6 protein-coding genes are annotated in these 13,867 nt (G+C 73.6%); all 6 read right to left on the bottom strand.

Annotated features, from left to right (window positions below; genetic code table 11):
• Nucleotides 1-23: 23 nt before the first annotated feature.
• The 6 genes from ACZ7L1_RS24125 to ACZ7L1_RS24100 all read right to left on the bottom strand — a co-directional run bounded on the left by ACZ7L1_RS24125 (nt 24) and on the right by ACZ7L1_RS24100 (nt 13,803).
• Nucleotides 24-749, bottom strand: a complete 726-nt coding sequence (locus ACZ7L1_RS24125) for a 4'-phosphopantetheinyl transferase family protein (RefSeq protein ID WP_471440028.1) — start codon at nt 747-749, stop codon at nt 24-26.
• Nucleotides 750-871: 122 nt separating this feature from the next.
• Nucleotides 872-2,668 carry an acyl-CoA dehydrogenase family protein gene (locus tag ACZ7L1_RS24120; RefSeq protein ID WP_471440026.1) on the bottom strand — a complete coding sequence of 599 codons (1,797 nt, stop codon included), beginning with the start codon at nt 2,666-2,668 and terminating at the stop codon, nt 872-874.
• The gene (locus ACZ7L1_RS24115; protein WP_471440025.1) at nt 2,668-2,904 is read right to left on the bottom strand and encodes a hypothetical protein; all 237 of its coding nucleotides are present in this window, start codon (nt 2,902-2,904) and stop codon (nt 2,668-2,670) included. The genes ACZ7L1_RS24120 and ACZ7L1_RS24115 overlap by 1 nt, the downstream gene beginning before the upstream one ends.
• The gene (locus ACZ7L1_RS24110; RefSeq protein ID WP_471440023.1) at nt 2,891-4,615 is read right to left on the bottom strand and encodes an acyl-CoA dehydrogenase family protein; all 1,725 of its coding nucleotides are present in this window, start codon (nt 4,613-4,615) and stop codon (nt 2,891-2,893) included. The genes ACZ7L1_RS24115 and ACZ7L1_RS24110 overlap by 14 nt, the downstream gene beginning before the upstream one ends.
• Entirely contained in the window at nt 4,612-6,246 is a 1,635-nt protein-coding gene (locus tag ACZ7L1_RS24105; protein WP_471440021.1) for a PfaD family polyunsaturated fatty acid/polyketide biosynthesis protein, read from the bottom strand. Before ACZ7L1_RS24105 ends, ACZ7L1_RS24110 begins: the two co-directional genes overlap by 4 nt.
• 24 nt (nt 6,247-6,270) lie before the next feature.
• The gene (locus ACZ7L1_RS24100; RefSeq protein ID WP_471440019.1) at nt 6,271-13,803 is read right to left on the bottom strand and encodes a beta-ketoacyl synthase N-terminal-like domain-containing protein; all 7,533 of its coding nucleotides are present in this window, start codon (nt 13,801-13,803) and stop codon (nt 6,271-6,273) included.
• Between the last annotated feature and the right edge of the window lie 64 nt (nt 13,804-13,867).

Below are 13,867 nucleotides of genomic sequence, written 5' to 3'. Positions count from 1 at the left end.
CTCTCAGTGAAGCGGACGGCGGGTCAGGCGGTGGGCAACTCGCCTGGGTCGGCGAGGTCGATGCGGCGCAGGTCGCCCGCGCGACCGTGCTCGACGGCGACGGCAAGCACGTGCCCGGGGGCGGGGCGGAGGAGCTCGAACCACCAGGCGTCGCCCGCCCAGGGTGGCCTGTGGGGGTCGTGCACGGTGATCGGCCCGGCGGGCGGGGCGGCGAACGTGAAGCCGGCCATGTCCCGGGTGATCCCGGTGCCGAGGGCTTTGAGGTACGCCTCCTTGAGCACCCATATCTCGCTGAGCCGGTCGGCGCGGGCAGCCGGCGGCAGGGCGGCCAGTTCGGCACGCTCCGCGTCGGCCAGGTGCGGGATGAGGTGGGTGACCGCGTCCGACGAGGCGGGGGCGCACTCGACGTCCACCCCGCAGCCGCGGCCGCACGTGACCACACAGGCGATCAGTCCCTCGGTGTGCGAGAGGTTGAACCGCAGCCCCTCGTGGTCCGGTTCGGGCTCGGGCCGGCCCCAGAGGCCGGGGCGGAAGCGCCAGGCGTGCGGCGGCCGTCCACTGCGCGCGCTGAGCGCGTAGCGGGCCAGCAGCCGGGCCCCCAGGAAGCGGCGGCGCGCCCCCTCGCCGCGCAGGCGCTCCAGGCGGGCCCGTTCCTCCTCGGTGAGCAGCCGCGGGCCGCCGAGCGCGGCGGCGAAGCTCTCCACCACCCGCTCGGGCAACAGCCAGAGGACTGCCGGGTCAGCGCTCATCGCCGGCGTCCTCCCGCGAAGAGCGGTGTCCAGGAAGGCGGCGGGGTTACCAGGTGACGGGTCCGGGGGTGAAACGGGCGGCGTCCGCGGGACGGGGCTCACGCCGGTGTCCTCCTTGGGAGTCAGTAGCGGACGGCGTCCTGGTCGACGGCGCGTGCGGCGAGCGGGAACTGCCAGTGCGAGAAGAGCCGGTCTTCACGGTGGAAGTGCCGCAGCACCCGCATCACCTCGTCCACCACGGCCTGGTCGGTGACGGCCTCGTGCGGCCGCAGGTGCCGACGCAGCCGCTCCAGCTGGAGCAACAGCACGGCGCCGTTGGGCAGCGGCTCCTCCAGGGCCTCGTGCGAGTGGACGAAGGTCAGCACACACGCGGCGGCGGCGTGCACGAGGCAGTACTCCTTGGCCAGATCGAAGAGTTCGGCGGACTGACCGTAGGCACGGCCCAGCTCGGCGCGCAGCCGCTCGCAGCGCTCGGCCAGCGAGGCGGTGTGGCCGAGCAGTTCCTCGGCGGTGTCGGCGGCGCGGCGCAGCCAGTCGCGCCGGTCGTCCTCCTTGGCCTCCTCGGCGAGGGCGCGCAGTCGGGCGATACCGTCCGGCGCGGCGAGCACGGTGTCGTCCCGGCCGCGGCCGAACAGCTCCTGCAGCCAGGGCTGGTAGGGCGGCATGGACTGCTCGATGCCGTACAGCACGGCGGCGTTGCGCACCGCCTCGGAACGCAACTGCTCGTCCCCGCTGAGGGCCGTGGTGAGGAGGGGCTGCAGCTGGTGGCCGAGGTTGCGCAGGTTGACGACCGTGTTGCCGTCGGCGAAGTTGGCCACCAGCAGGTCGCGGAGCATCTTCTGGAACACGCCGTAGTGGGGGTGGCCACGCAGGAAGAAGCGGGCGCCGAGCACCACGGCCAGCTGGGACATGGTGCGTTCCAGCAGGGTCGGCACGAAGTACTTCACCACCGAGGAGGAGACGCTGACCTGTTGCGGCGTCACCTGCAGCCCGCGCACCGCGCCGAGGCTGACCGCGTCGGCCACCAGCAGGTCGGCGAAGACCTCGGTGAGCTGGCGGCGGCTGTACGGGATGTCGCTGACGGCCTGGCCGAGGATGATCCGGCCCTCGGTGAAGTCCAGGGTGAGCCGCAGACCGGTGTCCACCGCGGAGAGCGCGATGCTGCTGATCTGGGCGCGGGCGGTCTGGGTGGCCTTGAGGGCGGTCTCCAGGCCCTGGCCCTCGGCGCCGAGCCGGGCCTCCTCCGGCACGAAGACGCCCTCCACCCGCAGGCCGCTGATGTCCATGGCGCGCAGGCCGTGCAGCCGCTCGCCGGGCAGCTCCTGGACGCTGCCGACCGGGGCGGTGCGCTTGTCCAGCACGAAGACGGAGAAGCCACCGGTGCCGCCGCGCTCGCTGGTGCGGGCGAAGACCACCATGCCGTCCGACCACGTGGCGTTTCCGATCAGCCACTTCTCGCCGGTGAGCAGGTAGCCGCCGGCCACCCGGGTCGCGGTCATGGCGTTGGCCAGCAGGTCGCTGCCGTAGGCGCGTTCGGACAGGCCCCAGGAGAGCCGGTGGCCGTGCTTGACGGCCTCGACGATCCGGCGCTTCTGCTCGTCGGTGCCGGCGATCCACACCGGCATGAAGGCCAGGTTCGTGATGATCAGCGCGGTGGCGGTGGCCGGGTCGCGCCGGGCGACCAGCCGGACCAGGTTGAACTCGGCTTCCACGTCGCCCGCGCGGCCGCCCTGCTCACCGGGCAGCGCGTACTCCGGCACCCCCCAGCCGCGCAACATCTGGACGAACTCGTGCGGGTAGGATTCCCGCTCGTCCAGCTCCATGATCCGCGAGTAGGGCATCCGGGCGGCAGGATCGTGCGGGCAGCCGAGGAACTCCTCCAGCCGGGCGGCCAGTGCGGTCAGATCAGCCCTGGGCATCAGCGGCCTCCGGAGGCGTCGCGGCGAGGCGGACGGGGGGTGGCGGACTGCTCGCCGACGAGGACGGACTCCGGTACAGCCCAGCCGCGCAGCAACGTGAGGAACTCGTGCGGGTGGGGCTCCCGCTCGTCCAGCTCCGTGATCCGGGCGTACGGCATCCGGCCGCCCGGATCGTGCAGGCAGCCGAGGAACTCCTCCAGCCGGGCGGCCAGTGCGGTCAGATCAGCCTTGGGCATCAGCGGCCTCCTGGAGGGGCGCGGCGAGGCGGACGGGGGTGGCGGTGAAGAGCAGGCCCTGCTCGCGCAGGGCGGCGAGGGTGTCGAGGGCGGGCAGCAGGTGCGGGCCGCACCACCGGGGATCGGTGCCCTCGGCACGCGCCAGCAGGTAGGCGAGAGCGGCGCGCAGCCAGCCGGTGGCCCCGGGCTCGGCGCCATAGAGCGGGCGTTCGCGGTTGGCCCACCACAGGTGGAGGCAGCCGGCGGCCCCGTGCAGCCAGGCGTAGCGCTCGGCGAGGTCGGCGAGGGCGTTGGGGTCGGCGCCGGGCCGGCGCGCGGCCTCGGCCTGCGCGGCGAGGCCGGCGGCGGCCACGGACAGGCGGGCGACGAGGTCTGACGTGTCGTGGTCCAGGGCCGCGCGGACGGACGCGGCCACGGTCGGCAGCCCGCCCAGCACCGGGTCCACGCCCCGCGCGATCAGGTCGAGGCGGGCGGGCTCGTAGGGCGGCAGCTCGGCGTCCAGGGTGAAGACGCGGCGCAGGGTCTCCGGCGCAGGCGTCTCGGTGGTGGCGAGCAGGGTCGGCAGCTGGCCGCAGTAGGCGCGCAGGTTGGCGTACGGGCTGGCGTCGATCACGCGGACGACGGCCGAGTCGCGCTGCAGCTTCTGGAACACCCCGTCCCCGGGGGCTTGCTCACGCAGCACCGAGCGGGTCGCCAGCACGGTGCCGCAGCGGCGCAACAGGTCTTCGGCAGCCTCGGCGACCAGGTGCTTCGCGGCCAGGCCCCAGACGCTGAACGCTTCCGGCGCCACGTGCACACCGCGGGCGGCGGAGAGCGCCACCGCGTCCGCCGCCAGCAGCGCGGCGGACGCGATCGACAACTCCCGTGCCGCGTACGGCGTTGCGGACAGCACTGTACGGCGGAAGCGGCGCTCGGCGGCGAAGTCGAGTGTGAGCCGGAGGGCGGTGTCCGCGATGCCGAGCGAACCCGCCATGCTCATCAACCGCACCGCCTGCTGGGCCCGGATGGCGGCCTCCAGGCCCTCGCCCTCCTTGCCGACCTGGGCGTCCCACGGCACCGGGAGGGCGTCGAAGCGCAGGGCGGCGAGGTCGATGCCGCGCATGCCGCCGGTCCGCGGCGCCGGCAGCCGGGTCAGATCGTCGGGATCGATGTTCTCGTCGGTCAGATCGAGCAGGAAGGAGGTGAAGGCGCCGGGCCCGCGTTCGCCGGTGCGGGCCACAACGTAGATCGCCTCGCACCGCAGGCCGTTGCCGACCAGCCACTTCTCGCCGTGCAGCAGCCCGTCCGCGTCGAGCCGCACTTCTCCGGCAAGCAGGTCGCTGCCGTGGTCTGCCTCGGTGAGCGCGAAGGCGACGGCGCCGCCGTCCCGCAGGATGCGCGCCACCCGCTCCTGCTGCTCCGCGGTGCCGTGCAGTTGCAGGCAGGTGGCGGCGATGATGCTGAACATGGTGCCGGGCATGATCGTGACGTCCCGGCGGGCCGCCGCGCGGACCAGCGTGAGGCTGCGGTCGAAGGACTCGAAGGCGCCGCCCCACTGCTTCGGCAGGTAGTTGAGGTGGAAGCCCACGTCGCGCAGCATCTGGCAGAGCTGCTCGGGGAAGGCGTCCGCCTCGTCGCGGGCGACGGCGGCGGCGTAGCCGTACGGGTTGGCGGGGTCGCCCGGGTCGCCGAGCAGTTGCTCCAGCGCCTCCGGGGTCAGGCCGGCGCTCACCTGGCACCTGCCGTCGGTACGATGCCGGCGGGGGTCTCCAGGGGGACGGGGCGGTAGTCGGAGGCGCCGGCCGGGATGTGCACGCCCGCCAGGCGCAGCTGGGCGAGGCGGGTGTGGAAGGCGGCGCCGCGCATCAGGTGGTGGGCGACATCGGCGACCCGCCGGTTGCTGGGGTTCTTCAGGTAGCTCCCGGTGACCCAGTCGTTGAAGGAGCCCATGGCCGGTCCGCACCAGATCTGGTAGTCCTGCGCCCGGTCCTGCTCGCCCGTCACCGTCCACCGCGAGGCCATGCCCAGGTACCAGCGGAAGACCAGGGCCATCCGGCGCTTGGGGTTGCCCGCGGCGCGGGTGAGCTGATCCGGGTCGCGGCGCTCGAAGTAGGTGACGCAGTCCTGCCAGACGTCCTGAAGCGGGCGGCGGAAGATCTGCTGCTCCAGCCGGGCGCGCTCGGCGGGGGGCAGCGCCTCCAGGCCGTCGTACGCCTGGTAGAGCTGGTAGAGGCGGCGGGCGCGCATCGGGAAGAGCGTGCCCTTCTTGAGCACCTGGAGGTCGACGCCCATCTCGAACATGTCGGCGGCCGGGGCCATCTCGCAGTCCGCGATGCCGGCCTCGGCGAGCATCGCCTTGGCGGCCGGAGAGGCCCCGGACTCCAGGCAGGACTGGTTGACCGAGCCGGTGACCACATAGGCCGCGCCCATGGCGAAGGCCGCAGCGACCGCGACCGGTGTGCCGAGGCCGCCGGCCGCGCCGACCCGGATCGGCACCGGGTAGCGGTGCTCGCGCTGCACGTGGTCGCGCAGCCGCAGGATGGCCGGAAGCAGGGCGGGCAGCGGGCGGCGGTCGGTGTGGCCGCCGGAGTCGGCCTCCACGGTGATGTCGTCGGCCAGCGGTAGGTGGTGGGCGAGCGCGGCCTGCTCAGCGGTGATCAGTCCCTGCTCCAGCAGGGCGCTGACGGTGGCGGCGGGAGCGGGACGCATGAAGCGCTCGGCGGTCTCCGGGCGGGAGATCTTGGCGATCAGCCGGTTGCCCGCCACGATCCGCCCGTCCTCGTCCCGCCGCAGCCCGGCCAGCCGGTAACGCACCACGTGTGGGGTGAGGTCCATGTAGGCGGACGCCTCGACGCAGCGCACGCCGTGACGCAGGAACAGCTCCACCGCCTCGCGCTCCAGCCGGTCCTCGCTGGGACTGTGGATCAGATTGACCGCGTACGGCAGCCCGGGGATCTCGGCGGCGAACCGCAGCAGCGCCTGCTCGATCATCTCGGGCAGCAGGCCGGCCGCGCCGAAGGAGGCCAGGAAGCCCTCCCGGGCCAGCGCGATCACCATGTCGGCGGAGGCGATGCCGCCCGCCATGGCCCCGGCCATGTAGGGCTGGAGCACGCCGTGGGCGGCGGTGAAGGCGGAGGAGCCGAGCCGGTGCGGGGGCAGCGGGGCGGCGGCGGCCAGGAGGTGCGGTCCCTGGCCGGTGGGGGCGGCGGTGCCGCCGGAGACGGCGCCGGGGCCCTGCGGGGTGCCGACGACGAAGCAGGGGTTCTCCAGGTCGGCGAGGACCTGGTAGACGCCGGCCGGGTCCGTACTGGGCAAGCCGTCGCCGTACCAGCGCAGCGGGGTCTGGGGGTGCGTGGTGGACATGGGAAACGCAGCTCCTAGGCTGGTTCAGGCGTGGGCGGGGGCGGAGCGAACCTCGATGGCCGCGTCGGTGAGTTCGTAGATGCGCAGGCCGGGCTTCCACAGGTCGGCGTCGGCGATCAGCAGCAGCCGGTCGGCCTCCCGCCGCACCTCCTTGATGTGCACGTCGAAGCGGAGTTCGCCGTCGTTGCGGAGGATCTGGCCGCGGTACTTCCAGCTCATCTCCACACCGGTCGCCATCGCGAAGCGCGGGTTCTCGATGCCCTCGGCCAGTCCTTGCTCCAGCACGAACAGCCGCATGGCCTGCAGCACGGCTTCCACCCCGAGCGAGCCGGGCATCACCGGGTCGCGGTGGAAGTGGCAGTCGAAGTACCACTCGTCGGGCCGCACCTGGCGGTAGCCGTGCAGGTAGCCGGCGCCGTGCCGGCCGCCGTCGGCCACCAGGTCGACGTGGTCCACCAGGTGGAAGTTCCCGCCGGGCAGGCGCAGGTGCCCAGCGGCTGGGTCGGTGAACGCGGGAGCGCCCTCGGGGAGTTCGATGCGGCGCACCCGCTCGGCGGCGGGCGGCTCCTGCTCGATCCAGGGCGCGACGTAGCTGCCGTTGTCCAGGCCGACCTGGTTGGCGAGCGCGGCCTCGCTGAAGTAGCCGAAGAGGGATTCGCCCGTGTAGAAGACCTCGCCGTCCGCGGAGAGCTCGTAGGCGAAGTTCTGCAGCACGGCGCCCGAGACGGCGCTGGTCATCAGCAGCTTGGAGTGGTGGCGGATGGTCTTGCCGCGCAGGTCCACGTCCTTGACCAGGGTGGCCCGGCCGTCCAGGTTGCGGATGGAGTACTGCTGCTGCGGTTCCTTGAGAGTCGCGCCGAGGTAGTAGCCGAGGAAGATGGCCGCCTGCAGCGAGGTCTCCATGTACACGCAGTTGGGCATGTGCGGGTAGGAGTTCTGCTGGTAGTACCAGGCGTCCGCGGGCGAGTCGTACTCGGTGACCATCTCGGAACCGGGGCCCAGATCGCCGCGGGTGCCCTTCAGCGACATCACCCGGTCCACGAACTGGAAGTCGCCGTTGGGGATGTAGGGCGCGCGGCTGCTGCGGTAGATCTCGAACTCCGGGCCCATCGCCATGTCCAGCAGGCCCTTGGCGGCGTGCGCCAGGTGCAGCTCGTTGATCATCGCGGGCTCGCCGCTGCGGTTGCGGCGGCCGAGGAAGGCGGGCACTCCCCCGGTTTCCGGCCGGTACGGGGTGCCGTCCTTCTCCCGCACCTGCAGGCCGAGGTTCCGCATCTTGATGACCGGCTTGTCGCCGAGGTAGACCAGGATGTCCGCCATCACGGTCGGCCGCGGCAGCAGCGTGATCTCCATGATCTCGACCTCGTAGCGGATCTCCCGGTGCTCCGGGGTGACCTGGCCGCGCACCTGGACGTCGATCCGCTCGTCGGTGACGGTCTGGAAGCGGGCGTCCGGCAGGGTGAGGTGCATGCCCAGGTACAGCAGGTAGACCTGGAGCAGCTGCACCGCGCCCTCGGCCACCAGCGAGCCGGCCAGCACCGGGTCGTCAGGGAAGTGGCAGGTGAAGTACCAGGCGTCCGGCTTCAGGCGCTTGACGGCGGTGAGCTTGCCGAGGCCGCGCGGGCCGCCGAGGCGGTCCACCGTCACCTCGTCGACCATCCGCAGCATCGCGCCCGGCAGCCGCAGAGCCGGGTTGAGGCCCTCGTCCTGGGCGTGCTCGGGACCGAAGACCTCACCGTGCCGGCCCTGCGCCAGCAGCTCCAGGTCGGCAGCGGTGAGCAGGGTCTTGCCGGTGCGGGCGAGGGGCTTGAAGTATCCCTTGGTCAGGGCGGCGCGCTCGGCGCGCTCGCGGTCGGTGATGACGACGCCGAGCGAGGAGTCCAGCTCCTGCTTGCTGAAGAACCCGGCGCAGGCGTCGCGGAGTTCGAGGATCAGCTCTCCGTCGGCGTAGCAGTTGTAGCTGAAGAAGAACAGCGTGGTGTCGCCGTTGTGCACGAAGCGGTCGATGGAGATGTCGTAGCGCAGTGTCTGCCCGGCCCGGGGCAGCCCGCCGCGGAAGATGAGCGAGCTGTCCAGCAGGCGGTAGACCCGCTCTCCCTTGTTGCGGAAGTCGATGCCGAGGTAGCTGACCAGCAGCAGGTCGCACTGGCCGGCCTCGACGGTGACGGCCGGCGGTGCGCCCTCGTCCACCAGGTACCAGGCGTCCTCGGGGATGTCGTACTCGGTGGTGATGGTGGCGGGCCCGAACGTGCCGGTCCGCGCGTCCAGCTTGGTCACCCGGGTGACGAAGTGGTACGGCGGTGCGGGCAGGCGGACGCGCTTGGCGTAGCCGTCGATCGGCGCGAATTCCGGGCCGAACACCTTGGCCACCGACCCGGTGGCGAACTCCAGCAGCGCGGCCTCGTCCCAGATCACCCCCTCCAGCGGGGTGTTTTCGGGCGCGTCGGTTGCGGCCGGAGCGGCCGGGAGGGCCGGGGCAGTCCCGGACGCAGGCGCCGTCGGGGGCAGCGGTGCAGGCGCACTCTGCAGGGGGACGGCCGGGGTCGGCGGGGCCTGTGGGGGCATCGGCTCCCCGGCGAGCAGGGCCTCGGCGCGGCTGAGGGTGGCGTCCTGGAGGACGCGCTGGGTCTCCATGACCACCGAATGGGTGGCGATCATCTGACGGCGCAGCTCCCGCACCAGGTCCGCGGCGGGCCCGCCGGTGCCGTTCGGATCAGCGGGCGCGTCCGGTGCGGTCGGTGCGGTCGGTGCGGTGGGGAGCTTGGGGAGGTCGGGAAGGACACGGACTGCGGCGGGCGGCTGCTCAGGGCTCGTCGGTGCCCACGGCAGGAAGGCGATCGGGTCGCCGTCGAAGACGATGGCCTCGGGGTCCACGACGGTCGGGTCGGCGGGCATGAGATCGGGTTCCTCCGGTGCGGTGGACGGGACGGGGGCGGAGGCGGGTCCGGAAGCGGAGACGGCGGGCACGGCCACCGGCGTGGCGACCGGCTGAGCGATCGGCTGATGGACCGCCAGCAGGCCGGCGCCCGGGGCGATGGCACGCACCCCGCGGGCGACCCGCTCCGGCACCGGGTCGCCGCCGCCCACCCGGAACCGGGCAGAGCGCCGGGCCGGGGCGGGCGCTTCGGCCGCGGCCTCCGCGCCGAGCAGCGCCTTGAGATCCACCGGCAGGCCGTGCCCGACGAGCCGGGCGACCAGCTGGGCGATCGACTTGGTGGCCGGCACGCCGCGCCGGTCCACACAGACCGCGACGTGCGGCTGCTCGCCGAGGGTGTCGCGCACCCAGCGGGAGCAGGTGGCACCCGGGCCGACCTCGATGAAGTAGCGGTAGCCACGGTCGTAGGCGGTGCGGATCAGGCGCGGGAAGTCGATGGTGGAGCGCAGGGTGTGCGCGATGCGCCGGGCGATGCGCTCCCGGTCCAGACCGGGCAGTGCCTGGTAGTCGTACGCGGAGAACAGCTCCAGGCCCTCGATGGAGCCGGTCGGGTAGTCGTTCAGCCCGGCCAGGCCGTCGAGTTCGGCGTCCACCACCGGGCAGTGCATCACCACGCCGACCGGCGAGCGCGCCGCCGGGCAGCCCAACTCCTCGATCAGCGCGCGGCACTGCGCGGGGTCGCCCGCGACCACCAGCTCGCCGGGGGTGTTGACGTGGGTGAGGAAGACCCGGTCGTATCCGGCCAGCGCGGCCTCGGCGGTGTGCTGGTCGGTGAGCAGGACGTGCGAAGCCCACAGGTCCTTGTCCGGGGTCCCGGCCGGGAGGTCCTGCCACAGCTCGCGCACGGTGCGGCGGGGGCCGACCAGTCGGTCCCGGAAGATCGGCGTGGTGCTGATCAGGTCGTCGCGGCGGCCCTCCGCGAGCCAGCCGCCGGTGGCGAAGAGCATGCTGGACTCGCCCAGGCTGTAGCCGAAGCCGCCGTGCGCGGTGACGCCCAGGATCTCCCGCACCAGGTGGGTGTAGAGGATGGCGAAGCTGGTGCCGGTGGCCAGCATGAACGGCACGTCCTCGCCCAGCGCGGACTCCAGCTCCATCAGTTCCCGCCGCCCAGGCGTCACGAAGGTGCGTGGGTGGAGCAGGGCGGAGCGCATCTGCCGGGCGGGCTCCTCGGCCTGCGCCTCGAAGTGCTCCAGCAGACCGGGGAAGGCGCGGAAGAGGCCCTGGCCGAGGCCCGGGTAGGAGTTGAACGCGCCGGGATAGACCAGCGCGACCTTGCCCTCCGGGCCGATCGGGCGGGCGGTGAAGTAGGAGCCGGCCGGGGTGGCCCACTCGCCGCCGGCGGCGTGTACGCCGGGGATGTCCCGGGTGGCGAGTTCCAGTTGCAGGCGAAGGTCGGCCGGGTTCCGGCCGACGAGCACCGCGCGCAGCGGCGCGCCGGGGAGCTCGCGGGCGGCCGCGCGGGCCAGCGCCAGCGGATCGGCGCCTCCGTCGAGCAGGCCGCGGTGCCGCTCGACGGAGGCCAGCAGGCCGTCCAGGCTCGCGGCGGAGAGTGCCAGCAGGATCGGGCCTCCGGCCCGCTCCCAGTCGGCGGCCACCGCGCGCCCGCGGGTCCCGTCCGCGGAGAGCACCAGGTGCGCGCAAGCGCCGTGGGCCCCGAGCATGCTGATGGCGGCATGCCGCCGCGCCCGCCGCGAGGAACGCAGCCAGGGCCGCGACCGCTCGGGTACATAGAGCGCGGACCTGGCGAAGCCCTCCACGAACTCCGCGGCCGGCCGCTGCCACCCGGCGGTGCCGGGCAGGTACCCGTGATGCAAGCAGAGCACGGTCCGGATCAGCCCCGCCATCCCGGAGGCGCACCCTGCGTTCCCCAGCTGCGCCTTGGCGCTGCCCAGCGCGACGGTGCGCGTGGGGTCGACGGGGTTGCTCAGGGTCGGGGCATCGCCGAACGGGCCCGGGGTGCCGCCGGAAGCGCGCACTGGACGTTCGCCACGCTCCGGGGCCTGGGCGTCACGCGCGGCGGGCGCCCCTTCGGCGAGGTCCTGGCGCGAGTCTGCCGCGGCGTCCGCGGCGGCGGCCGTCGGGCTGTCCTCGGCATCGCCCCGTGCCGCCGGGCTCGGCTCGGTGTGCCCGGCCGGGCGGTAGACCCGTGCAAGCGCGGTGAGTTCGGCGTGGTCCTCGGGGGCGTTGCCTGCCGCGTGAGCCTCGACGTAGCCGACCTCCGCTGCGGAGATCCCGGCGGCGGCCAGGGCCGCCTCCGCGGTGGCGGCCAGCGTGTCGGCGTCCGCCTGCGGTGCCGCCCCGTCGCGGGGCTGGGTGGTGCGCAGGGCGAGGGCGTCCAGGCGGGCGTAGACGCGGCGGCCTTCGGACTCACCGCTACGGGTGACGACGACCGCGCCGGCGCCCTCGCCGATCCGCAGGCCGCGTGCGCCCTCGGCGAAGGTCAGGCCCGCCTCGGAGACCGCGTCGGGGTGCAGCAGCAGGTGCTCCGCGGAGCCGGTGAGGTCGACCGCGCCGACCAGCACCGCCTCGACACCCGGGTCGAGCAGCAGCAGCCGGGCGACCTCCAGGGCTTCCGCGGTCCCCGAGCCCTCCGCCGAGACGGTGAAGGACGGGCCGGTGAGGTTCCACAGCGAGGAGATCCGGCTGGCCATCACGTTGCCGATGTAGCTGAGCACCTCGTTGGCCACGATCGGCGGCACCACCGCGTCCCGGCCCACCGCCGCGACCGCCGCGAGCTGCTCCTCCGTCAACTCCACCCCCGCGGCCTCGAACTGCTCCCGCAGGAAGCTCCCCAACGTGTACCGGGTGAGCCTGGCGTGCGTGTACGGCTCCAGCTCCATCGCCACCACCACCGCGATCCGCCGCGGGTCGGGCGCGTTCGCGCCCGGCGGGACGGTCCGGCTGTACCCGGCGTCGCGCAGCGCCTCGTCGGCGACCTGGGTGGCCAGCGCGTGCTGGAGGTTGTAGGTGCGCAGGTCGGCGGGCGGGATCTTGTGGTCGACGGGGTCGATGTCCACCCCGTCGACGTAGGCGCCGCGCGGCACGGACTCTCCTGCCAGCCCGGCCTGTTCGAGCGTTCCGCCGCCGCACTGCTCCAGACCGCGCCAGCGCCGCTCGGGCAGCGGGCCGAACGCGTCAGTGCCCGCCTGGACGGCTCGTTCCAGGGCATCCACGCCGTCCAGCGGGCCGAAGTGCGCGCCCAAGCCGACGATGTCCAGCGCGGGCAGCTCGGCCGGGGGCTCCTCGACGGGCTCCCAGGTCTCCGCCGCCTCCGGCGCGGAGAGCACAACGTGCGCGTTGGTACCGCCGAAGCCGAATGCGGAGACGGCCGCCCGCAGCGGTCCCACCCCTTCGGGCCACGGCCGGCCCTCGCGGACCAGGACCTCCTCCCCCACCTGGCCGTCGCTCGACCGCACCGGCTGTTCGACGCCGATGGTGGGCGGGATGTGGCCCTCGTCCATGGCCAGGATGACCTTGAGCAAACTGCTGAGCCCGGCGACGGTGAGCAGGTGCCCGACGTTCCCCTTCACCGAGCCGATCAGCGGTACCTTGCCGTGGCGGCCGAAGAAGGCGGCGACGGACTCGGCCTCGGTGGCGTCGCCCAGCGGGGTGCCGGTGGCGTGGCACTCCACGTAGTCGATGGCGGAAGGGTCCACGCCGGCCTCGGCGTAGGCGAGTTCGTAGGAGGCGAGCTGACCGCCGGCCTGTGGGACGAGGAGGTGGCGTCCGCTGCCGTCGTTGCTCAGGCCGATGCCGTCGATGACGGCGTGGATGCGGTCGCCGTCCCGCAGCGCGTCGGCGAGCCGCTTCACGGCGACCACCCCGGCGCCCTGACCGGTGAGGATGCCCTCGGAGCGGTTGTCGAAGGGCTGGCTGAAGCCGCTCTCCGGGTAGGCGTGCAGGTCGCTGAAGGAGAGGTGGATGAGGGTGGGGTCCGGGGCGCAGACGCCACCGGCCAGCACCAGGTCGGCCTGCCCGGCGGCGAGGTGGGCGCAGGCCAGTTTGAGCGCGTAGAGCGCTGAGGAGCAGGCGGCGTCCAGAGCGTAGCGCGGGCCGCCGAGGCCGAGCGCGGCGGCGGTGACGGCCGCCGGGGAGCCGCTGACCCGCAGGTTCTCGCTGCGCAGCAGGTCGGCGTCGACCAGCGGGGCGCCCGGCGGGAGCCCGGCCAGCGCGGGCAGCCCGGCTTGGCGCAGGCCCTCCAGCACCGCCTCCCGGGCCAGCGGGATGCTGATCCGGGCCGAGGTGGGGGTGGGGAAGGAGTAGTTGCCGAGGACGAGCGCGGTGCGGGCGAGGGTCTCCGGCCGGGCGTCGTAGCCGCTGTCCCGCAGAGCCTCACGGGCCGTGTGGAGCGACCAGTGGAAGATCCGGTCGAGGCGGGCGAGCTGCTCGGGGTCGAGGCGGTAGCCGGTGGGGTCGAATGCGAAGTCGGTGATGAAGCCCCCGCGGCGGCAGTAGATGCGGTGCTGCGGGTCGAGGTCGGCGTCCTCGGGCGTTGCGCCGAAGATCTCGTCGCCGCCCTCCCGGCGGGCGTCCGTCCCGCTGCGCAGGTTCTGCCAGAACTCGGCGGGGGTGCGGGCGTCCGGAAAGAGACAGGACAGGCCGACGATGGCGTACTTGCTCATCAGAGCGAGGTCCCTCCGTAGTCGGTCGGCCCGGCCGGCAGGCGCGCACAGGCGCACCGGCCGG

This window comes from Streptomyces sp. NPDC107546 (assembly GCF_055639175.1).
The sequence above is the reverse complement of the archived record's forward strand: the minus strand, read 5'-3'. Positions and strand labels throughout refer to the sequence as shown.

Coding starts and splice junctions, on each gene's coding strand:
- ACZ7L1_RS24100 (WP_471440019.1), bottom strand. CDS start 13,803: ATGAGCAAGTACGCCATCGTCGGCCTGTCCTGTCTCTTTCCGGACGCC.
- ACZ7L1_RS24105 (WP_471440021.1), bottom strand. CDS start 6,246: ATGTCCACCACGCACCCCCAGACCCCGCTGCGCTGGTACGGCGACGGC.
- ACZ7L1_RS24120 (WP_471440026.1), bottom strand. CDS start 2,668: ATGCCCAGGGCTGATCTGACCGCACTGGCCGCCCGGCTGGAGGAGTTC.
- ACZ7L1_RS24115 (WP_471440025.1), bottom strand. CDS start 2,904: ATGCCCAAGGCTGATCTGACCGCACTGGCCGCCCGGCTGGAGGAGTTC.
- ACZ7L1_RS24125 (WP_471440028.1), bottom strand. CDS start 749: ATGAGCGCTGACCCGGCAGTCCTCTGGCTGTTGCCCGAGCGGGTGGTG.